Here is a 20472-nt window from a genome sequence, read left to right on the forward strand (position 1 = left end):
AACAATACATCTTCCATAAATTTTTGCTATGATTCTCAAGGAGGTCAGCCTTTTTAATTTTAAAAACTACGAACAGGCGAAGGTCAGCTTCGGCCCTGGCTTTAATGGAATCTATGGAGAAAATGGAGAAGGAAAGACCAACCTGCTTGATGCAATATACTTTTTATGTTTTACTAAAAGTGCCTTTCAGAGCAATGACAGCTACCTTATCCGGCATGGAGAATCATTCTGCCTGGTAAAAGGTAAATTCGAATTTGAAGATAAGGTAAAGGAAGTTTCCGGCGGAATTGAAAAAGGCCCAAAAAAAACATTTTCTGAAAATACGGCAAAATACGATAAGCTAAGTGATCATATTGGAGAGTACCCTGCAGTAATGGTTTCTCCCTATGATATGACATTGATCAGGGAAGGAAGTGAAGAAAGAAGAAAATTTTTGGATGGGTTACTCTCTCAGATCAACAGGCCATATCTGTTGAACATTCTGAAGTATAAAAAAATCCTCAAACAACGAAACGCCATATTAAAGCAATTTGATGAATCTGGATTTTCAGACCCTCATCTGATTGAGCCTTATACCGTAGAATTAATCAAAACAGGCAAAGAAATATATACTGAACGGGAGAAACTTACCAAGCAAATAGGGCCAATAATCGAAGAGCAATACTCTTTACTAACTAATAATAAAGAGAAGATATCAATCAGATATCGGTCCGATTATCAGAAAGAGGATTTTGAAGATTTATTCTACAAACAATTTGATAAAGAACTGATACTCGGCCGCACAACCATGGGAACACATAAAGATGAGTTAATTTTCAACATGAATGACAGACCGTTGAAAAAACTCGGATCTCAAGGTCAACAAAAATCATTTTTGATTGCATTGAAACTGGCTCAATACAAGATTTTGAAAGAATCAAAAGGGTTCACTCCAATCTTACTGTTAGATGACATATATGATAAACTGGATGATAATCGAATAAAGGGATTAATTCAACTTCTGGCTGGAAAAGAATACGGACAGGTTTTTATTTCAGACGCACGTCCTGAACGGTCGGCAAAATTAATGGAGACCATCGGTGAAACTTCCCGCCTTTATGTAATAAATTCAGGAGAAATAGATGAGATGACAGATTGATATCTGGTATCTTTGCTTACTAAACTCAATTAATCAATGGCTGGATATAATAAAAAGGATTCGAAAAGAAATGCAGGGATATCCACATTAAAGGATAGCATAAAAGAAATGCTTAAAGAGTTTAAGCTGGATGCTAAATACAAAGAAACTGAACTTATTAAAGCCTGGCCGGAATTAATGGGCCCTATGATCTCCAAAAGGACGACCAAAGTTTTTATCAAGGACAAAAAAATGTTCGTAAAGCTAAATTCAGCACCTTTGAAACGGGAATTATCGATGTCCAGATCAAAGATCCTGGCCCTTTTTCATCAAAAATTCGGAGAAATAATAATTGAGGATATTGTCTTTTTATGACAATTCTTTGTTGAAGAATGAATCTACGAATTCCATCCTGTTAAATACCTGCAGGTCTTCTACCTTTTCACCTACACCGATATACTTTACAGGTATTTGAAATTGGTCTGAAATCCCAATAACCACACCACCTTTGGCAGTGCCGTCCAGTTTTGTGATTGCTAATGATGTTACTTCTGTAGCTTTGGTAAATTCTTTTGCCTGGATAAAAGCATTCTGACCGGTTGATCCATCAAGAACCAATAAAACTTCATGAGGCGCTTCATCAATGAATTTCTGCATCACCCTCTTTATTTTAGAAAGCTCATTCATCAAGTTTACTTTGGTGTGAAGACGCCCTGCTGTATCAATAATTACTACATCATAATTGCCTTCTACACCTTTTTTAACTGTGTCAAAAGCTACAGATGCCGGGTCTGTATTCATCCCATGGCTGACAATATCAACATCAACGCGCTCACTCCACATGATCAACTGATCTACAGCAGCAGCACGGAAGGTATCAGCAGCACCGAGTAATACTTTATTTCCAGAGGCTTTAAATCGAGAAGCGAGTTTTCCAATTGTGGTGGTTTTCCCAACTCCATTTACCCCGACAACCATTATTACATATGGCTTCTTATCCTGTGGAACGGTAAATCCCTGGAGTTCTTCATAGTTATTTTCAGCCAGGAGACCTGCAACCTCCTCTTTGAGAATGGTATCTAATTCAGAAGCATTTAAATACTTATCCCTGGCCACGCGATTCTCGATTCTTTCTATGATCTTCACCATGGTATCAACTCCCACATCAGAAGAGATCAGAATCTCCTCCAACTCATCCAACACCTCGTCGTCAACTTTAGACTTACCGGCGACAGCCTTACCAAGTTTTGTAAAGAAGCTATCTTTGGTCTTTTCAAGACCTTTTTCTAGTTTCTCTTTTTCTTCCTTGCTTTTGCTGGATTTAAAATTGAATATTCCCATGGCGGTTTTGATCAAATATCGATAACGCGATAATAATACAAAATTTGTAGCAATTCACCTTCGCCCGAAACAAAAAAAGCCCCTTAACCAAGGGACTTAGTTTTTTTAACCGGACAATATCTGATTACTTGGCCAAAGTCTCTTTTACCATATCAACCGGAACCATTTCCTCTCTGTAAGAGTAAGATCCAGATTTCTCAGACTTCACAGCTTTAATTACTCTGGCGTACTGCTTATTCGCGCCTTCTTTCTTAAGGGTTGCAACTACTTTCTTAGCCATTGTTATTTAATTTCTTTGTGAACAGTATACTTTTTAAGGATTGGGTTATACTTCTTAAGCTCCAATCTCTCAGGAGTATTCTTCCTGTTTTTTGTTGTAATGTGTCTTGAAGTTCCAGGCATACCTGTATTCTTGTGCTCAGTGCACTCAAGAATAACCTGAACTCGGTTTCCTTTCTTAGCCATTTCTTTTCTCTTTTATGCTTTCGCTTTTCAGATTACTAAGGTTCCTTTAGCTTTAGCTTTCTTAAGAACATTTGATAAACCATTTTTGTTTATCGTTCTAAGAACTGAAGCTGATACTTTTAATGTTACCCACCTGTCTTCTTCTTCGATATAAAATCGTTTCTTTTGAAGATTCGGATAAAACTTACGTTTCGTCTTGTTATTAGCATGCGAAACGTTGTTACCTACTCTAGGTCTTTTTCCGGTTATTTGACAAACTCTAGCCATTTTTATCTACTTTCTTAGATATACTTTTCAAAATCGGACTGCAAATATCGCAAGATTATTGTTAAAAGCAAAACATGTCCGTAAAAATATTAAAAATCATGGGATTATATATTTCAAACTTTCACTCCTCTTACCATTTCTTTCTTTCCTGGAGGCCCTGGTAAGGTTTCTACAACCATGTCTAATGAGGCCAGATCCCGCTTAAACTGCCCTTTTGCACAATAGGTTACCAGACATGATGGTCTCGCCATCATTTGAGCCACTTTTTCTAAAATATCATATTCCCACAATTCCCCCTGCTTATTTGGAGCAAAGGCATCGAAATATATTATATCATACTTTTCTTCTGAATTAAAATCCTGAAGTTTTAATTTCTGCTTGTTAATAGTAAACCGATCTGTTATCTCAACATTTTCTCCCCACTCAGCCTCGTGGATCTTATAAAATTGATCCTTATAACTTTCGAGCATATCCAAATCAGTATAATTAAGGCCTTCAACAATCTCTTTTGTCAATGGATAAGGCTCAAGTGTGGTGTAGTTTATTTTTACATTTGGTAAAAGGCCAAGCTCTTTAACTGTGAGTAGCGCATTGAGGCCCGTGCCAAACCCTATTTCAAGAATCTTTATTTGTTTGGGAAAATGTTCAAAATAAAAGTACTTGAGTCCCTGCTTAATAAATACATGTGTAGATTCATTATAAGCACCATGCTGACTATGGTAGGTCTCATTCAGATCCTCATTATATAAGGAATGTGAACCATCTTCTGTTTTTATTAATTTAATTTTATCAGCCATGCTATTACTTTTGAATTAATACAACCGCATGAGCACTCACCCCTTTTTCTTCTCCAACAAAACCAAGTTTTTCGGTCGTGGTAGCTTTTATAGAAATATCGTCCTCATCAATACTCATCACCTTGGCAAGGACTTTTTTCATTTCAGGGATATGCGGATTTACTTTAGGCTTTTGCAGGCAAATTGTAGCGTCTATATTCCCAATTGTGTATCCTTTCTGAGCAACTAAGCCTATAACATCTTTTAGTAAAATTTTCGAATCGATACCTTTGAATTTAGGGTCTGTATCAGCAAAGTGATATCCAATGTCTCTTAAATTTGCTGCTCCAAGTAGAGCATCACAGATAACGTGAATTAACACATCGGCATCGGAATGCCCAACAGATCCCTTATCGTGGGGTATCTTTATTCCTCCAAGTATAAAATCATGACCTTCTTCAAGCTTATGAACGTCATATCCATATCCTACTCTTATTTTCATTGATTATTATTCTTTATATACAACAAGGTAGAGGCATTGCTTTCTTTCAATACGGATTTTGCCATATTATTGAAACTATCAGTGGTAACATTTCTGATCATGCCTGTTTCTTCATTGACTAAATTGGGGTTGCCAAGGTTTGCTCCAATAGCTATAGACATAGCCCTGTTTAACAACTCCACTTCTCCAAATACCAGAGAAGCTTCAGCTTTATTTTTTACTTTTTCCAGTTCTTTTTCTCCAACACCATTTTCAGCCAGATCGTAGACAACCTCATCAATTGCGTTTTCGGCCTGCTCCAAAGAAATGCCATTTGGCGTTTTACCGGCAACAACTAACAAGCCAGGATCAACTGAACCGGTCACATAGGCATTAAGTTCAAAAAAGTACTTTTTATCTTTAACAAGTTTCTCATAAAGACGAGAGGATTTGCCCCTCCCTAAAACATCACTTATTAAATCTGCATCGTGATACCTGCTGTCAGACCTTCCCGGAATATGATATACTTTATAGATTGCATCGGAAGGAACATCAGTTTCAATAATATCAGTTCTTTTGCCTTTTTGCTCAGGTTCTTTAGGCAGATTTCTGACATAATCTTCACCCGAAGGAATTGGGCCAAACCATTTCTCTGCGAGATATTGAACTGTTTCTTTTTTCACAGGTCCGGCAACCACTAAAACTGCATTGTTTGGCCTGTAAAATTTAAAGAAGAACTCTTTAACATCATCCATTGTCGCATTTTCAATATGGCTAACGTCTTTACCAATGGTTGCCCATTTATAGGGATGGACTTTATATGCTAATGGACGTAGTTTTAACCAGGCTTCCCCGTAAGGCTGATTGAGATATCGTTGTTTGAACTCTTCAATTACTACCTTCTTTTGAACATCTAATACTTTTTGATCAAAAGAAAGAGAAAGCATTCTGTCAGATTCCAGCCAAAATGCAGTTTCTAAATTCACTGCTGGTAAAGTGATATAATAGTTTGTAATATCCGGAGCTGTAAAGGCATTGTTCTCTCCACCAACTTTTTGAAGTGGTTCGTCAAATGATGGGATATTCTTTGAACCTCCAAACATTAAATGCTCAAATAGATGAGCGAAACCGGTTTTATTTTCATCTTCATCCTTAGATCCCACATTATATAATAAATTAAATGCTACCTGGGGAGTTGTGTGATCTTCATGAACAAAGACTTGTAACCCGTTATCTAATGTAAAAGATGAAAAGTTTATCATACACTTTTTTTTTCAGGACAAAGCTAACAAAATATAAATATCACTCGATAGTAATTTCTTAGAATATGAAATATCAGTGCTTTCTCTGCTTTATTTTTTGACTTGATTGTATAGATTTGTTTCCGAAACAACAAACCCATGAATTACCAAAAAAAGAAACTCAACCAAAAACAGCTTATTTCAATATACGAAAAGCTAGTAAGACCTCGCATTATCGAGGAAAAAATGCTGGTACTCCTACGCCAGGGCAAAATATCAAAATGGTTTTCCGGAATAGGTCAGGAAGCTATTGCTGTTGGTAGTACTCTCGCTCTTAATAAATCAGAATATATCCTGCCAATGCATAGAAACCTTGGTGTTTTTACTGCCAGGGAAGTCCCATTTAGCAGGTTATTCTCTCAATTTCAGGGAACGATGAGTGGATTTACAAAAGGCCGGGACCGCTCATTTCATTTTGGAAGCAATGAACATCATATCGTTGGTATGATTTCCCACCTGGGACCTCAATTAAGTATAGCTGACGGAATTGCCTTAGCATCTAAACTCTCTTCTAAAAATGAAGCTACACTGGTTTTTAGTGGTGACGGGGGTGCCAGTGAAGGAGACTTCCATGAAGCACTGAATGTTGCAGCTGTTTGGGATCTACCGGTAATTTTTGTAATTGAAAATAATGGTTATGGTCTTTCTACTCCTAATAGCGAACAGTTTAAATGCATAAACTTTGTAGATAAAGGGCCTGGTTATGGCATTGATGCAGTTAAAATTGATGGTAATAATATACTGGAGGTTTATCATACCATCAGCGAATTGGCTGAAGATATCCGAAAAAACCCAAGACCAGTATTAGTCGAAGCAATGACTTTCAGAATGCGAGGTCATGAAGAAGCCAGTGGAACAAAATATGTTCCTAAGGAATTAATGGATGAATGGGCTGCAAAAGATCCGATTGAAAACTTTGAAAAATTCTTAATAGAAAAGAAGGTCCTTTCTCAGAAAAAGATCTCAGAGATCAGAGCTAATATCAAAAAGGAAATTGAAACAAGCTTAAAAGAGGCATATAAGGACATCCCTCCATCTATTAGTTCAGAAAATGAACTTAGTGATGTTTATGCAGGACATGATTTTAAACAAATACCAATCGATAAAAATGAAGAAAGAGAGATCAGGTTTATTGATGCTATAAGTGAAGGCTTAAAGCAAAGCATGGAGAATCATGATAATCTTGTCTTAATGGGGCAGGACATTGCCGAATATGGAGGTGTCTTTAAAATAACAGAAGGATTTGTTGATCAGTTTGGTAAAGAAAGGGTTAGAAATACTCCATTATGTGAATCGGCTATTATCGGATCAGCATTGGGACTTTCAATTAAAGGATACAAATCGATGGTTGAGATGCAATTTGCAGATTTCGTGTCTTGTGGTTTCAACCAGATAGTTAATAACCTGGCAAAAATTCATTACCGATGGGGTCAGAATGCAGATGTTGTAGTCAGAATGCCCACTGGGGCAGGAGTTGGAGCAGGACCGTTTCATTCTCAATCAAACGAAGCTTGGTTCACTCATACCCCAGGTCTAAAAGTTGTTTATCCTTCTAATCCTGAAGATGCAAAAGGATTGTTGATATCTGCAATAAATGATCCTAATCCATGTATGTATTTTGAACACAAATATTTGTACAGGTCACTAAAAGGAAATGTTCCATCAGGCTATTATAATATTCCATTAGGAAAAGCTTCTGTTAGTCGGGAAGGAACTGATTTAACTGTGATCACATATGGACTGGGAGTTCATTGGGCGTTACAACTAGCTTCTGATACAGGATATGATATAGAAGTAATTGATCTCAGAACTTTAATTCCATGGGACAAAGAGACTGTTTACGAATCGATTAAAAAGACCGGGAAAGCTTTAATCCTGCATGAGGACACTCAAACAGGAGGTTTTGGAGGTGAGATTGCAGCTTGGATTTCCGAAAATTGTTTTGAACTTCTGGACGGACCGGTATATCGAGTTGGAAGCCTTGATACTCCGGTACCATTTAATAAAGATCTTGAAAATAACTTTCTGGCTATTAGCCAACTGCATAACAAGGTTACTGAATTGATCGAGTATTAATATGCAAAACCGTTCTATTTTAACGTTTACCTTACAGGAAGACTAAGAAGCCTTTTTGTTTTGTTAAAAATTGGTGACATTTGTGTCTTTTATAAGTTTCCTTATTTTAGGAAAAATTTGTATTGTCGTTAACCGGCTAATTTTTGGAATAAGAAAATACTTTTGGCTACAACAAATATTTCAAGTCTGAATTTAACTTTTAAATCCAACAGGATATACTGGATAGTAGTACTATTCTTTGCTTTGATGTTCGGTAGTACACCGGAAATCATAGCCCAGGATACTATGCCCAATAAAAAGCTTGAACGCTCTTCACGGCCTGAATATAAAACCAAAGGCAAACCGAAAATCAGAAAAAAGCCGCGTGGTCCAAAGACAGTAAAAAAGAAAAACACAAAAAACAAACGAACTGAAAGACCAAGAGGCGGAGGTTTTCTTTATAAAATAAAACCAAGAACGACTCAAAGAAAAAGCAACAGAGTTCTCGATGTTCAAATAAAACCAAGGACGACCGGCAGACGAAGCAATGTGGCTTACGATAAAAATGTTAAGCCAAGAACTACCCGTAAACGCGGAGTTAATGTACCTGACGTAAATGTTACACCAAGAAGTGTAGGCCGAAGAAACAGGGCTAAAGACATCAATATAAAGCCGAGATCAACGAAAAGATCACGTGTAGCAAGAGATGTCAATGTTACGCCACGTTCTGTTCGACGAAGTAACCGTGCCCGGGATATTCAGGTATCTCCGCGTACTACGAGAAGGTCTCGTACAACAAGAGATATAAATGTTATTCCGAGAAGCATTCGTCCTGACAATACTCAGCGCGATGTGAGTGTTCAGCCAAGAACTACCCGGCGTTCTCGTACTGCAAGAGACGTAAACGTTCAGCCCCGTACGACAAGAAGAGATAAAAAAGCTCGTGACATTAGTGTACAACCACGGACTACCAGAAGAGATAAGCGTGCCCGTGATGTTAATGTTTCTCCAAGAAGTATTTCTGGTAGAAGAGGCGCTGTAAGAGATGTCACTGTAACACCAAGGTCCTACAAAAGAAGTAGAACAGCCAGGGATATCTCCATTACACCTAGATCAATTTCGGGTGGCAGAAATGTTGTTAAAGATAAAAAGGTAAAACCACGTAGTGTAGGAAGAAGCAATATTGTAAGAGATGTTACTATTAATCCTCGCACAACAAGAAGAAGCTCGCTTGTAAGAGACCGCGAAATAACTCCTCGTTCGATAAGCAGGGGAGAGGTCGCTGGCCAGCGCAATGAAAAAGCAATACAACAAAATAGACCTGTAAATCTATATACTAATTATTCTGGTTTCCAGAAGAGAAAAAAAGGAAGAAAGAAGGCAGGTCCTGAAGCGAATTACAAAGGCACGCTTAATTTGAGAAAAGTAGCCTTATTCAATGAAAGTTATTTGCTCTACGATGGTAATATCAAACAAAAAAGACCTGTTGATAATCGTCAGGGTATTAAATATAAAGGCAAGGTGGTCAAAGTTCGCGGACCTTCTGATAACCAGTCGAATATTGATTATTCCGGAAACATTAAATATAACGTTCTAAAGAAAAGAAATGCAGCCAGAAAGAGCGCTGTTAAAAAAGCAAACGCATACCAGGGACGTCAGAAAGGACTTACACCTTCTGCTAAAGACAGAAAGTATAAGAAAATAACGGCCAGAATTGAGCGAGAAGAAGGCAGAACTAAAGTACCAAAGCCTGCTAAAGGAAGTCATCCAACCTCTAAGTTTAAAGGTGATAATGAACAATATGATGGCGCCAATGAATCTTTAGGTAATAAGTTCAAAAAATTCTGGTATTCATTGTTTGATAAAAAACTTCAACCTGCCCATATGCGTAAGAAACCTAAGAAGCAGAAATACGATAAGGGAGAAAAAGTACTTTGGGAATATGACCTGGACAGAGATAAAAGAAGAAAGAGACCTGAAACAGGCGATAGAAATATCGAAAACTAAACCTGTATTAATATTTAAGCACAGCACCAGATGTGCTATATCATCAATGATGTTGTCAAAACTGGAAAGAAACTGGAATGAGAAGTCTACTGAGAAAGTATCTCCATTCTTTCTCGACCTTATCAGTTACCGGAACATTAGCAATTTGATTGAAAATTCATTTGGTATTATGCATGAATCGCCACAGGCATTATTGATACATAATGAAAAATGCATTTTTGATAGCTCCCATGGAGGAATCAATCACGATGTATTAATGGATAAAGCCGAGCGTGTTATCAACTAAAAATTAAAATTGACTGTCTGTTTTAAGTCACTATGAAGGCTTTTGGCTACCGGGCAATTTAATGCTGCATTCTCAACCTTCTTCTTTTGTTTTGAATCAAGATTGTGCCCTTTAAAAATAAGAGTAATTTCAATTTCTTCAATCCTTCTTGGACCAGATGCCATAATCTTATTTATTTCAGCAGACATTTCACCGGGATCAATATTATAATTGTTGGCGTAAATACCAATAATAGTCATCATGCATTGTGCTAAGGCTGTGGCAACAAGGTCAGTTGGTGAAAACGCTTCTCCTTTTCCGTGATTATCAACTGGTGCATCAGTAATAATTTCATTCCCTGACTTTAAATGTTTTGCAGTAGTTCTCAACCCCCCTAAATATTTAACTTCTGAAGTTGGCATTTGATAACAGTTAAGTTTATATTTCGTTATATTAATCTTACGAGATTGTAAAATTGCAATATGAATTCTCTTAAACAAACTATTTTACCCTTGATGCTGATATTTTTAACAATCAGCATATCTGCTCAAAATGACAGGGAAAGAAATTTTTCCAGGGAATTCGTTTGGGGCATTAAAAAAAGTACCACTGGCGGACTTATAAGCGGGTTCATGTTCAAATATGGCATGAGAAGAAGCGAGCGTCAATGGCAAAGTTTCAACCTTGAATTAGTCAATGTTAAGCATCCAAATGAGTCTCGTGAAACTTCAGTCATAACGGGAGAACCTTTTATCTGGGGTAAAGAACATTATCTTTACGCTGTGAGGCTTCAATATGGTCGAGAATATGTACTTTTTGAAAAAGCTGATCAGCAAGGCGTTCAGGTAAACTTAATTGGCGCTGCAGGACCAACTCTGGGATTAATTGCACCATATTATATCAAATACGCTACAGACAATCAGTTTAACCCTGTTTCAGAACCTTACGATCCGAATAATTCATCAATCCGCCGTTCGGCAGTGATGGGAACGGGACATCTTTTCCAGGGATTAGGTGAATCAAAATTAACTGTAGGGTTAAGTGCAAAAGTTGCTTTTTCTTTTGAGTTCAGCACCTTCAATAGTTCAATATCTGGTTTTGAAGTTGGATTCCTAGTTGAAGCATTTCCAAATGAAATTGTTTTAATGCCTGCTCAGAATAACAGAGCAATTTTTAATGAAGTATATATAACCTTGACTCACGGTAAACGTAGATAGGAAATAGTATATAGTGTAGTAGAAATTTGATACCTTTGCGTCGTTATGATTGAATTACCGGTAATTTCTGAAGAACAAACCAAAAAAAGAACTAAACCTAACTGGCTGAGAGTAAAACTTCCGGTTGGTCATGAATATAAAAGAGTTCGAAATCTGGTTGACAAATATAAACTCAATACAATTTGTGAGAGTGGTAACTGTCCTAATATGGGTGAGTGCTGGGGAGCCGGTACTGCTACTTTTATGATTTTAGGTAACGTTTGTACCCGATCTTGTTCATTTTGCGCTGTAGCGACAGGAAGACCTCCAGAGTATGATGAAGACGAGCCAAAGAGAGTTGCTGAAGCAATTAAACTCATGGGAGTAAAGCATGCGGTATTGACTTCTGTAAACCGGGACGAATTAAAAGACAGAGGCGCAGAAATTTGGTATCAAACTGTAGTTGAAACTAAAAAAGCATCTCCTGAAACAACCATCGAAACTCTTATACCCGACACAAAAGGTAATTGGGATGCCCTCTATCGAATGATCGAAGGTGGGCAAGAAGTTGTTTCACATAATATCGAAACCGTAGAGAGACTATATAGAAGAGTAAGACCACAGGCTAAATATTACAGGAGTCTTGAGCAGATTCAAAAAACTAAAGAAGCTGGAATGCGAACCAAGTCTGGCATAATGGTCGGCCTGGGAGAAACTCAGGAAGATGTTTTCAAGGTAATGGATGACTGCGCTGAACACGGACTGGATATCCTGACAATCGGACAATATCTGCAGCCTACCAAAATGCATATAGAAGTAGCTGAGTTTGTACATCCTGACGTTTTTGAACTGTATAGAGAAGAAGGTCTGAAAAGAGGGCTTAAATATGTTGAATCAGGTCCATTGGTAAGATCTTCTTACCATGCTGAAAGGCATGTAAATGTCCCTATTTAAAATATATCGAAAATCTAAAAAAAGGCAACATTAAAAAAAATGTTGCCTTTTTATTTTGCAATAATCCCTAATTTATTACAGTGATTATCCTGTTTTAATAAATTGTTTTATTTTTACATTATTAATCGAAAAACAGCCAATAAATAAAACTTTTCTAATATTTATTAAACTTTTTTAATGAAGACTAAATTTTTATTTGTAATAATTTCTGTTCTGATGCTCATCGGGTCAGTAGCCAGTTGTAATAGTGAAGATAATGAAGCTCAGCCTGAAGATGTTTCTATAACAAACACAAACATTGAAAAAGAGGATCAGGGTGCTTCAAATATAGAAAGCCTGGCAAATCAACTTGTAAATACTCTTAAACAAAAAAATTTTCCGGGATATATAGGATTATTACTTTCAAGAGATCATCATATTGAAATAGCTGAAAACATTCCATCAGATAGTTTAAAAAGCCAATTCCTAATAAAATATGATTTTCGATTACAAGAGCAGCGTGAGAAATTCAGTCAGTTGACCGATCTTTTAGTTATAAATAATATTAATCTTGATAATGCACTGATCAATGAAATGGTGGTGCTGGAGGATCCTGAATCATCAATTAATAATATTCAAGTATCAGAAGTGTTAATACCAATTTCACAAAACGGTAAAGAATATGAATTAAGGTTTTTTGTTATTAAGAATAAAGGAAAATTTTTCTTAACTTCGGATATAAACCTATAACCTTAATTTAACCCTAATAACCATGAAAAAAGGCTGCTAAATAGCAGCCTTTTTTATTTATTCTATCGTTTCTTGACTTACAAATTTTCCAAGATCTCTTCTGTTTCGTTTTCTTCAGAATATGCAGAAGTAGGAATGCATGCACACATCAGGTTTCTATCACCGTAGGCACTATCGATCCTGCTTACTGACGGCCAGAATTTTCTTCCTCGCACATATTCTAAAGGAAATGCAGCTTTCGCTCTTGAATAAGGAAAATCCCATTCGTTGTCTGTAACCTTGGCAAGAGTATGAGGAGAATTTTTCAGTACATTGTTTTCCTGGTCAGCCACTCCATTTTCTATCTCAGATATTTCATTTCTGATCTCGATCATAGCATCACAGAATCTGTCCAGTTCATTCTTCCCTTCACTCTCTGTAGGTTCTATCATTAGAGTACCAGCAACAGGGAAAGAAACTGTAGGAGCGTGGAAACCATAATCCATCAATCTCTTTGCAATATCTTCTACTTCAACACCAACTTTTTTGAATTGTCTGCACTCAATAATCATTTCGTGTGCAGCTCTTCCTTTAGAGCCAGTATAGAGGATCGGATAATGCTCTTCTAATCTTGATTTTATATAGTTCGCATTTAAAATAGCCATTTTAGTGGCTTCAGTTAAACCGTCACCTCCCATTAGAGCAATGTATGCATAAGAAATAGCCAATATACTCGCACTACCATAAGGGGCAGAAGAAATAGCTGTAATAGCTTGATCGCCGCCTACCTCGTTTACAACTGCATTACCCGGAGCAAAAGGAGCAAGGTGTTCTGCCACCCCGATTGGTCCCATTCCCGGTCCGCCTCCACCATGAGGAATACAGAAAGTTTTATGAAGGTTCAAGTGGCAAACATCTGCACCAATAATCGCCGGAGATGTTAATCCCACCTGGGCGTTCATATTTGCTCCATCCATATAAACCTGACCACCATGATCATGAATTATCTGACAGAATTCCTTGATGTTTTCTTCAAAAACTCCATGGGTAGAAGGATACGTGACCATCAAACCAAAAAGATTATCACTGTGCTTGTCAGCCTTTTCTTTAAGGTCTTCAAGAGAAATATTCCCTTTTTCATCACACTCCACAATTACAACTTTAGTTCCTGCCATTACAGCCGAAGCAGGGTTAGTACCATGAGCTGAAGATGGGATCAAAGTAATGTTTCTATGCCCTTCACCTCGGCTTTCGTGATAAGCCTTGATAACCATAAGTCCGGCAAACTCTCCCTGAGCACCAGAATTTGGTTGTAAAGAAACATCATGGAAACCTGTGATCTCAGAAAGCCATAGCTTTAATTCCTTGATCATTTCCAGATACCCCTTTGCCTGATCTCTGGGTACAAATGGATGTAAATGACCCAGCTCCGGCCAGGTGATTGGCATCATTTCTACCGTAGCATTTAATTTCATTGTACAAGATCCTAAAGAGATCATTGAGTGAACCAAAGAAAGGTCTTTGTTCTCAAGTCTCTTCATATATCTTAGCATTGCATGTTCAGCATGGTACATGTTAAATACCTCGTGTTCAAGAAATGAGCTCTCACGCTGAAGACCAAGTGGAAAACCTACCTCGATACTATCTTCGGCAGTAATATTTTCTTTGCCTCTAACATGAGCAAAAACTTCCAGTATTTCATTAACATCATCCAGCCTGGTAGTTTCATCTAGTGAAATACCAACATGAAGACTATCATAATATCTAAAATTCAATTCTGCGCCCAATGCAATAGACTTAAGAGCAAGTCTTTCTTCCTCATCATTTATAGGAATTTTAATTGTATCGAAGAATTGATCATTTAAGGTTTCAAACCCAAGTTTATTCAGGCCTCTTGAAAGCGCTTTTGTCAGCCCGTGAATTCTGGCAGAGATTCTTTTTAATCCATCAGGACCGTGATATACTGCATACATTCCGGCCATAACAGCTAAAAGAACTTGTGCAGTACAAATATTTGATGTAGCGCGTTCACGCTTAATATGTTGTTCCCTGGTCTGTAAAGCCATTCGATATGCAGGCTTTCCATCTTTATCCACAGAAACACCAATAATCCGTCCGGGAATTAACCTTTTAAATTTTTCATTTGTAGCAAAATAAGCGGCATGTGGTCCACCAAACCCCATAGGGACACCAAAGCGCTGAGTATTTCCAAATACCACATCAGCTCCGTGCTCACCCGGAGGGGTAAACATTACAAGGCTCATCAAATCAGCACCTACAGCTACAAAAACATCATTTTCTTTTGCTTCGGTGATAAAGTCTTTGTAATCTCTTACAGTTCCTTCAGCATCAGGAAACTGAACAAGTACACCATACAAGTCTTCAGCAGAAAGATCCAATTCTTTATAATCACCAACTTCCAATTCAATTCCCAATGGAAGAGATCTGGTTTTTAATATATCCAGAGTCTGAGGGAAAACATTTTTGTCTACAAAAAACCGGTTAGCTTTTTTCTTCTTTGTTCCCTTTCTGGCGCCATGAAACATAGTCATTGCCTCAGCAGCTGCAGTTCCTTCATCTAATAAGGAAGCGTTTGCTATTTCCATACCGGTGAGATCCATAACCATGGTCTGGAAATTAACCAGAGCTTCTAATCTTCCCTGAGCTATTTCAGCCTGGTAGGGAGTGTAAGCTGTGTACCATCCCGGATTTTCAAGGATATTACGAAGGATAACATTAGGCGTTATCGTATGGTAATACCCCATTCCGATATAAGACTTGAAGAGTTTGTTTTTAGATAACTTTTTACGGAAAGATGATAAAAACTGATACTCACTCTTCGCTTCGGGCAGGTCAAGATTTTTTTGAAGTCTGATCCCTTGGGGAACTGTTTGACTGATCAACTCTTCTACCGACCCGGCACCGATCACTTCAAGCATCTGCTCTATCTCCAGAGAGGTTGGAGAATTGTGTCTTGAAGCAAAAGATTCATTCTTTTTTAGGTTAATGTTCATTGACATAACAATAATAAGTCCTTGTAAGTCTTCAATTTGGGTGCAAAGGTAATCTTTAAATTTTATTTGGCATTTATTTATCTAAAGATAATCACACTACGATCAAAAGAAATATCACCCACTCATGTAAATACTATACATTCTTTATATGCTTTTTGTTATCTTAGTAGCTTAAAATAAAACTGTAATTTTATGAAAAAAACTATTTTGCTTGCTTTTACTCTGGCATTTGCGGGAGTGGGAATCAAAGCCCAGGATAGCACTGCGATAAAGTACGGACAGACAATTACTCAGGATGACCTGAAAGACAACCTGACAATATTAGCTTCTGATGCCCTTGAGGGAAGGGAAACCGGTACCAGAGGACAAAAGATGGCCGCTGCCTTCATTTCTTCACATTATGATGCCATAGGGTTAAAGCCCGGCACAAAGAATGGGTGGTATCAACCCGTAATCCTTGAAAATGTGAAACAAGGTGATGCCTTCATTTCTACTGATGATAAGAAATGGAACAATTATGAAAACATTATTATTTATTCAAATGAAAATATGAGCGAAGCAGTTGAACTTGAAACTGCTTTTCTGGGAAATGCTGGTGAAGCTGAGCTCGAGGCAACTGATATAGAGCAAAAGGCTGTTGTTATAATGAATAAAGATAACAGAAGCGCAATTCCTTTCGCTCGTCAAATGATTGAAAAAGGTGCTAAAACTGCAATCATTGTAAGTAGCGCCTCTGACGAAGACTTCGAAAAGTATCTTAATCAGTTTAAGTACTACATGAGTAATGGCAGAATGCAATTGCCATCTGAGGAAGAAACTAAGAAGTTTTCAATAATTTTCGCTTCTAAATCTGCTGCTGCTGAGCTTCTTGATACCAAAGTTGAAAAAATGGAGAAAGCTGCAACAATGGCTGCAGAAGGAAAAGTTAAAAAGCTGAAATCTATTAAACCTCAGGATATCAGCTTCAAGAATACTATGGACATTACCAAAATAAAATCAGAAAACGTTCTTGGCTTTATTGAAGGTACTGATAAAAAAGATGAAATAGTGGTCATCACTTCTCATTACGACCATATTGGTAAAATGGAAGAAGGTGAAGGCGACCTGATCAACAATGGAGCTGATGACGATGGTTCTGGTACTGTAGCTGTAATGGAAATTGCTGAAGCATTCGCTCAGGCTAAAGAAGAGGGTAACGGACCAAGAAGAAGTATTCTATTCATGAACGTTACTGGTGAAGAAAAAGGATTGTTAGGTTCTGATTATTATACTCAAAACCCGATATATCCTCTTGAAAACACCGTTGTTAACTTAAACATTGATATGATCGGTCGGGTTGATCCTGATCATGAAGAAAATAAGGATTACGTTTATCTTGTTGGTAGCGACAGACTTTCGACTGAACTTCACGAGCTAAGCGAAAATGTAAACAAAAAATACATTAATTATGATCTTGATTATACTTATAATGATGAAGATCATCCGGATCGTATTTATTACCGATCTGACCACTGGAACTTTGCCAAGAACAATATTCCTGTAATATTCTATTTCAACGGCGTTCATGCTGATTATCATAAACCTTCTGATGAAGTAGATAAAATTGAATGGGAACAATTACAGGAAAGAGCTCAGCTGGTATTTTACACAGCATGGGAACTTGCTAACAAAGACTCCAGACCTGTAGTCGATAAGAAAGAAAATCAATAAAAGACAGTGATTTTTGATATGATAACCTGGCAGTATTTCTGTCAGGTTTTTTTATGTAAAAAAAAGAACACCCGAAGGATTGATCGGGTGTTGAGCTTATGGAAAGAAAGATAATTAACTTATAATAAATATATTATTTCCTTTCTTAAGATTTTGTTTAAATAGATAAATAACAACTTACAATCGACAAAGAACATTAATTATTCGATTGTAACCTTTTAAATGGGATTCTATAATAAACATAATAATTAAATCCCCAACTGGCACCATCATTTATTCCATAACCTGGCACACGATAAGCATCATTAGTTGAAGCATTGTTAACTCTATTTAAAAATGCTAGTCTACCGGTAAAACCAAGAAAAACATTTTTCAATACTCCCACTTTAATTCCCGCATTTAGTTCAAACCAACGACTATTTACGCCTTCATCCTGATCGGTTTGATCTATCTGCCCAAAAAATTCATCTTCGAAGTTATAGGTGAATTTTGAATCGTAATAAGCCCGAGCATATCGTAAGCCAACAAACATCACAAAATTTCTAGGTTCTTTGATATTAAAATTCACATCTCCACCAACCCTGAAATAACTACCTGAAACATTCATTTCAGAACCAGATAAATGATCCAGGTTATAATCTGCCAGACCATAGTCAGCAACTATCAACAGTTTCCCCAAATCAAGATCAGCAGTAATCTCATATTGCTCAAGATCATTATTAATAATTCTTCTTACAGGATATACCAGGTCTACTCCAACTCTTAGACCATAAAGAACTGGTTTCCATTCAGACTTTTTCTTCACTTTTAATGTATCCGTATTTGTTGCTTTTTGCTTTTGTATTGATTTTGCTTCCTGGGCTAAAGATTCAGCCTGAAAAAGACAATTAATTGCTAGAAACAAAAAGACGGATGTCAGCTGGTGCCGTAGAAATATCATTAGTTGTTATTCTTAATGTTGTTCTATTAAAAACCTGAACAGTATCATAATTATAATCTGTTGCAGTTAATTCCCTAAAAAGTACTTCAGGGCCACACTCTGGAGAAATCAATCTGCTAATTGTTTTATATTTCATTTCCAAAGTGTAGATGTTATTATCAGTTGTTTCAAATACGTACCGGGTAGTATTTACTCTCGGATTTAAAGGCAGAAGTACTTTTGAAACAGTGTCATCTGAAACAATGATAGAATCCTCATAACCTTCGACATACACTCTGCGTAAACCCAAGCTAGAACTATCACTTGTATTGATATTAAAAGAGGCCACAGCAAAGTCCCTATACTCACTGTAACAGTTTATCTGGGGATCACAACTACTCATTGCAATCAATAAAAAAGCCGCAAATACAAAAAAGTATTTTTTACTCATAATATAAACTTAAAGCGTAAAGATACAGTTTTATTCAATCCTCCAACGAAAGGATCGAGATTTCTTGTGTAAAAGGAGATAGTATTTTAGTACTTTTGCAGATAATTTAAACGGAGAACGCATTGAAAACGAAGGGAATAAAAAAGCATAAAGTAAATATTGTAACATTGGGTTGTTCTAAAAACCTGGTGGATAGTGAGGTTATGCTTACTCAATTAAGAGGTAATAATATAGACGCTGTTCATGAAGACAAAAAAGATGATTCTGGCGTTGTGATAATCAACACATGTGGTTTTATCGATAATGCCAAGCAGGAATCTATCGATACAATTTTACGGTATGCAGATGCCAAAGATCAGGGATTAGTAGAAAAAGTTTATGTAACTGGATGCTTATCTCAGCGATATAAAGATGATCTTGAAAGAGAGATCCCTCAGGTAGATGCATTCTTTGGCACCCGGGATCTTCCTTTACTTTTGAAAAAGTTTAAAGCTGATTATAAGCATGAATTGGTTGGTGAAAGAATTCTTAGCCATTCAGGCCATTATGCATACATGAAAATAGCTGAAGGCTGTGACAGGCCCTGTTCTTTCTGTGCCATTCCGTTAATGAGAGGTAAACATGTTTCCAAGCCGATAGAAGAACTCGTAAAGGAAGCCAAAGGTCTTGCGGCAAAAGGCACCAAAGAGTTATTACTAATCGCTCAAGACAGTACTTATTACGGCCTTGATATCTATGGAAAGAGGAGACTGGCTGACTTGATGAAAGCGCTCTCAGATGTTGAAGGAATAGAATGGATACGTCTTCATTATGCATTCCCTACAGGGTTTCCAAAAGATGTGTTAGATGTAATGGCTGAAAGAGACAACATCTGTAACTATCTTGACATTCCACTTCAGCACGGTTCTACTAACATGCTTAAGTTAATGCGAAGAGGAACGACCAGGGAAAAAACTGAACAGCTCATACATGATATTCGTGACAAAGTTCCTGGTATTGCAATTCGAACAACCCTGATTGCCGGTCACCCTGGAGAGACTGAAGCAGACTTTAATGAAATGGTCAGTTTCGTAGAACGAATGCGTTTTGAAAGGCTGGGTATCTTTACCTATTCCCATGAAGAGAACACTCACGCCTTCTCAATGGAAGACAATGTCCCTGACGAATTGAAACAAGAAAGGGCAAATATCGTTATGGATTTACAAGAAGGGATTTCCAGAGAAATCAACGAACAAAAAATTGGCAAGAAATTCAAAGTATTATTTGACCGTAAAGAAGGTGGCTACTTCGTTGGCAGGACTGAGTTTGACTCACCTGAAGTTGACAATGAGGTACTTGTTGATGCCAAAGATCAATATGTCAGAGTCGGTGATTTTGCCAACGTCATTATTGATGATGCTACAGAATTCGACTTGTACGGTTCCTTACTGTAACAAAATATACAG

General features: G+C 37.2%; 21 protein-coding genes. 10 read left to right on the plus strand and 11 right to left on the minus strand.

All coding sequences use genetic code 11. The annotated features are described in order from the left end of the window. The first annotated feature begins 28 nt into the window (after positions 1 to 28). Complete coding sequence (gene recF, locus OO013_RS12470) at positions 29 to 1138, plus strand: DNA replication/repair protein RecF (protein ID WP_266057158.1); 1110 nt, start codon at positions 29 to 31, stop codon at positions 1136 to 1138. A 36-nt stretch (positions 1139 to 1174) separates the two neighbouring features. Next, a complete protein-coding gene (locus OO013_RS12475; protein WP_266057160.1) occupies positions 1175 to 1492 on the plus strand; it encodes a DciA family protein in 318 nt (105 codons plus the stop codon). Here the strand turns inward: OO013_RS12475 and ftsY are convergent. The 7 genes from ftsY to OO013_RS12510 form a co-directional block, all read right to left on the minus strand. Then, on the minus strand, positions 1487 to 2458 hold the full coding sequence (gene ftsY / locus OO013_RS12480) for a signal recognition particle-docking protein FtsY (RefSeq protein WP_266057161.1): 972 nt from the start codon (positions 2456 to 2458) through the stop codon (positions 1487 to 1489). The genes OO013_RS12475 and ftsY overlap by 6 nt on opposite strands. Before the next feature lie 124 nt (positions 2459 to 2582). Next, positions 2583 to 2738 (minus strand): DUF4295 domain-containing protein, encoded by a 156-nt coding sequence (locus tag OO013_RS12485; protein WP_137089130.1) that lies wholly within the window; start codon positions 2736 to 2738, stop codon positions 2583 to 2585. Positions 2739 to 2740: 2 nt separating this feature from the next. Beyond that, positions 2741 to 2923: a 50S ribosomal protein L33 gene (rpmG, locus tag OO013_RS12490; RefSeq protein WP_137089131.1), complete on the minus strand. Its 183-nt coding sequence runs from the start codon at positions 2921 to 2923 to the stop codon at positions 2741 to 2743. A 27-nt stretch (positions 2924 to 2950) separates the two neighbouring features. Next, positions 2951 to 3190, minus strand: coding sequence for a 50S ribosomal protein L28 (gene rpmB, locus OO013_RS12495; RefSeq protein WP_266057162.1), 240 nt, complete (start codon positions 3188 to 3190; stop codon positions 2951 to 2953). Between the two features lie 113 nt (positions 3191 to 3303). Further along, complete coding sequence (gene mnmC2 / locus OO013_RS12500; RefSeq protein ID WP_266057163.1) at positions 3304 to 3987, minus strand: tRNA (5-methylaminomethyl-2-thiouridine)(34)-methyltransferase MnmC2; 684 nt, start codon at positions 3985 to 3987, stop codon at positions 3304 to 3306. 4 nt (positions 3988 to 3991) lie between these two features. Beyond that, positions 3992 to 4468 (minus strand): 2-C-methyl-D-erythritol 2,4-cyclodiphosphate synthase, encoded by a 477-nt coding sequence (ispF, locus tag OO013_RS12505; RefSeq protein WP_266057164.1) that lies wholly within the window; start codon positions 4466 to 4468, stop codon positions 3992 to 3994. After that, complete coding sequence (locus OO013_RS12510) at positions 4465 to 5709, minus strand: M16 family metallopeptidase (protein ID WP_266057165.1); 1245 nt, start codon at positions 5707 to 5709, stop codon at positions 4465 to 4467. The genes ispF and OO013_RS12510 overlap by 4 nt, the downstream gene beginning before the upstream one ends. Before the next feature lie 138 nt (positions 5710 to 5847). Here OO013_RS12510 and OO013_RS12515 point away from each other — a divergent pair, with 138 nt between their 5' ends. The 3 genes from OO013_RS12515 to ytxJ all read left to right on the plus strand — a co-directional run bounded on the left by OO013_RS12515 (position 5848) and on the right by ytxJ (position 10096). Then, positions 5848 to 7824, plus strand: a complete 1977-nt coding sequence (locus tag OO013_RS12515) for an alpha-ketoacid dehydrogenase subunit alpha/beta (RefSeq protein WP_266057166.1) — start codon at positions 5848 to 5850, stop codon at positions 7822 to 7824. Between the two features lie 162 nt (positions 7825 to 7986). Continuing rightward, complete coding sequence (locus OO013_RS12520) at positions 7987 to 9810, plus strand: hypothetical protein (RefSeq protein WP_266057167.1); 1824 nt, start codon at positions 7987 to 7989, stop codon at positions 9808 to 9810. Beyond that, on the plus strand, positions 9746 to 10096 hold the full coding sequence (gene ytxJ / locus OO013_RS12525) for a bacillithiol system redox-active protein YtxJ (protein ID WP_266057169.1): 351 nt from the start codon (positions 9746 to 9748) through the stop codon (positions 10094 to 10096). The genes OO013_RS12520 and ytxJ overlap by 65 nt, the downstream gene beginning before the upstream one ends. Here ytxJ and OO013_RS12530 read toward each other — a convergent pair. Next, the gene (locus OO013_RS12530; protein WP_266057170.1) at positions 10093 to 10497 is read right to left on the minus strand and encodes an OsmC family protein; all 405 of its coding nucleotides are present in this window, start codon (positions 10495 to 10497) and stop codon (positions 10093 to 10095) included. The two genes, ytxJ and OO013_RS12530, sit on opposite strands and share 4 nt — an antisense overlap. A 60-nt stretch (positions 10498 to 10557) precedes the next feature. Between OO013_RS12530 and OO013_RS12535 the strand changes: the two genes are divergently transcribed. The 3 genes from OO013_RS12535 to OO013_RS12545 all read left to right on the plus strand — a co-directional run bounded on the left by OO013_RS12535 (position 10558) and on the right by OO013_RS12545 (position 12954). Beyond that, positions 10558 to 11292: a hypothetical protein gene (locus OO013_RS12535; protein ID WP_266057171.1), complete on the plus strand. Its 735-nt coding sequence runs from the start codon at positions 10558 to 10560 to the stop codon at positions 11290 to 11292. Positions 11293 to 11337: 45 nt separating this feature from the next. Continuing rightward, entirely contained in the window at positions 11338 to 12225 is an 888-nt protein-coding gene (gene lipA / locus OO013_RS12540; RefSeq protein WP_266057172.1) for a lipoyl synthase, read from the plus strand. Positions 12226 to 12402: 177 nt separating this feature from the next. Then, positions 12403 to 12954, plus strand: coding sequence for a hypothetical protein (locus OO013_RS12545; protein ID WP_266057173.1), 552 nt, complete (start codon positions 12403 to 12405; stop codon positions 12952 to 12954). Between the two features lie 77 nt (positions 12955 to 13031). Here OO013_RS12545 and gcvP read toward each other — a convergent pair whose 3' ends face one another. Further along, complete coding sequence (gene gcvP, locus OO013_RS12550; protein ID WP_266057175.1) at positions 13032 to 15947, minus strand: aminomethyl-transferring glycine dehydrogenase; 2916 nt, start codon at positions 15945 to 15947, stop codon at positions 13032 to 13034. Between the two features lie 192 nt (positions 15948 to 16139). Here gcvP and OO013_RS12555 point away from each other — a divergent pair, with 192 nt between their 5' ends. Continuing rightward, on the plus strand, positions 16140 to 17657 hold the full coding sequence (locus tag OO013_RS12555) for a M28 family peptidase (protein ID WP_266057177.1): 1518 nt from the start codon (positions 16140 to 16142) through the stop codon (positions 17655 to 17657). Positions 17658 to 17853: 196 nt separating this feature from the next. On the opposite strand, the gene OO013_RS12560 is transcribed toward OO013_RS12555, so the two are convergent. Both OO013_RS12560 and OO013_RS12565 read right to left on the minus strand, forming a co-directional pair. Beyond that, positions 17854 to 18561 (minus strand): DUF6048 family protein, encoded by a 708-nt coding sequence (locus OO013_RS12560; RefSeq protein ID WP_266057179.1) that lies wholly within the window; start codon positions 18559 to 18561, stop codon positions 17854 to 17856. After that, entirely contained in the window at positions 18545 to 19027 is a 483-nt protein-coding gene (locus tag OO013_RS12565) for a DUF6452 family protein (RefSeq protein ID WP_266057180.1), read from the minus strand. Before OO013_RS12565 ends, OO013_RS12560 begins: the two co-directional genes overlap by 17 nt. Before the next feature lie 122 nt (positions 19028 to 19149). On the opposite strand from OO013_RS12565, the gene rimO reads away from it, so the two are divergent. Further along, the gene (gene rimO / locus OO013_RS12570) at positions 19150 to 20460 is read left to right on the plus strand and encodes a 30S ribosomal protein S12 methylthiotransferase RimO (protein ID WP_266057181.1); all 1311 of its coding nucleotides are present in this window, start codon (positions 19150 to 19152) and stop codon (positions 20458 to 20460) included. Positions 20461 to 20472: the final 12 nt, after the last annotated feature.

It is taken from the genome of Mangrovivirga halotolerans (genome assembly GCF_026241165.1).
Classification (GTDB): Bacteria; Bacteroidota; Bacteroidia; order Cytophagales; family Cyclobacteriaceae; genus Mangrovivirga; species Mangrovivirga halotolerans.

Excerpts from the sequence above, each read along its gene's own strand:
- recF (WP_266057158.1), top strand. The coding sequence starts at position 29 with ATGATTCTCAAGGAGGTCAGCCTTTTTAATTTTAAAAACTACGAACAG.
- OO013_RS12475 (WP_266057160.1), top strand. The coding sequence starts at position 1,175 with ATGGCTGGATATAATAAAAAGGATTCGAAAAGAAATGCAGGGATATCC.
- ftsY (WP_266057161.1), bottom strand. The coding sequence starts at position 2,458 with ATGGGAATATTCAATTTTAAATCCAGCAAAAGCAAGGAAGAAAAAGAG.
- OO013_RS12485 (WP_137089130.1), bottom strand. The coding sequence starts at position 2,738 with ATGGCTAAGAAAGTAGTTGCAACCCTTAAGAAAGAAGGCGCGAATAAG.
- rpmG (WP_137089131.1), bottom strand. The coding sequence starts at position 2,923 with ATGGCTAAGAAAGGAAACCGAGTTCAGGTTATTCTTGAGTGCACTGAG.
- rpmB (WP_266057162.1), bottom strand. The coding sequence starts at position 3,190 with ATGGCTAGAGTTTGTCAAATAACCGGAAAAAGACCTAGAGTAGGTAAC.
- mnmC2 (WP_266057163.1), bottom strand. The coding sequence starts at position 3,987 with ATGGCTGATAAAATTAAATTAATAAAAACAGAAGATGGTTCACATTCC.
- ispF (WP_266057164.1), bottom strand. The coding sequence starts at position 4,468 with ATGAAAATAAGAGTAGGATATGGATATGACGTTCATAAGCTTGAAGAA.
- OO013_RS12510 (WP_266057165.1), bottom strand. The coding sequence starts at position 5,709 with ATGATAAACTTTTCATCTTTTACATTAGATAACGGGTTACAAGTCTTT.
- OO013_RS12515 (WP_266057166.1), top strand. The coding sequence starts at position 5,848 with ATGAATTACCAAAAAAAGAAACTCAACCAAAAACAGCTTATTTCAATA.
- ytxJ (WP_266057169.1), top strand. The coding sequence starts at position 9,746 with ATGACCTGGACAGAGATAAAAGAAGAAAGAGACCTGAAACAGGCGATA.
- OO013_RS12530 (WP_266057170.1), bottom strand. The coding sequence starts at position 10,497 with ATGCCAACTTCAGAAGTTAAATATTTAGGGGGGTTGAGAACTACTGCA.
- OO013_RS12535 (WP_266057171.1), top strand. The coding sequence starts at position 10,558 with ATGAATTCTCTTAAACAAACTATTTTACCCTTGATGCTGATATTTTTA.
- lipA (WP_266057172.1), top strand. The coding sequence starts at position 11,338 with ATGATTGAATTACCGGTAATTTCTGAAGAACAAACCAAAAAAAGAACT.
- OO013_RS12545 (WP_266057173.1), top strand. The coding sequence starts at position 12,403 with ATGAAGACTAAATTTTTATTTGTAATAATTTCTGTTCTGATGCTCATC.
- gcvP (WP_266057175.1), bottom strand. The coding sequence starts at position 15,947 with ATGAACATTAACCTAAAAAAGAATGAATCTTTTGCTTCAAGACACAAT.
- OO013_RS12555 (WP_266057177.1), top strand. The coding sequence starts at position 16,140 with ATGAAAAAAACTATTTTGCTTGCTTTTACTCTGGCATTTGCGGGAGTG.
- OO013_RS12565 (WP_266057180.1), bottom strand. The coding sequence starts at position 19,027 with ATGAGTAAAAAATACTTTTTTGTATTTGCGGCTTTTTTATTGATTGCA.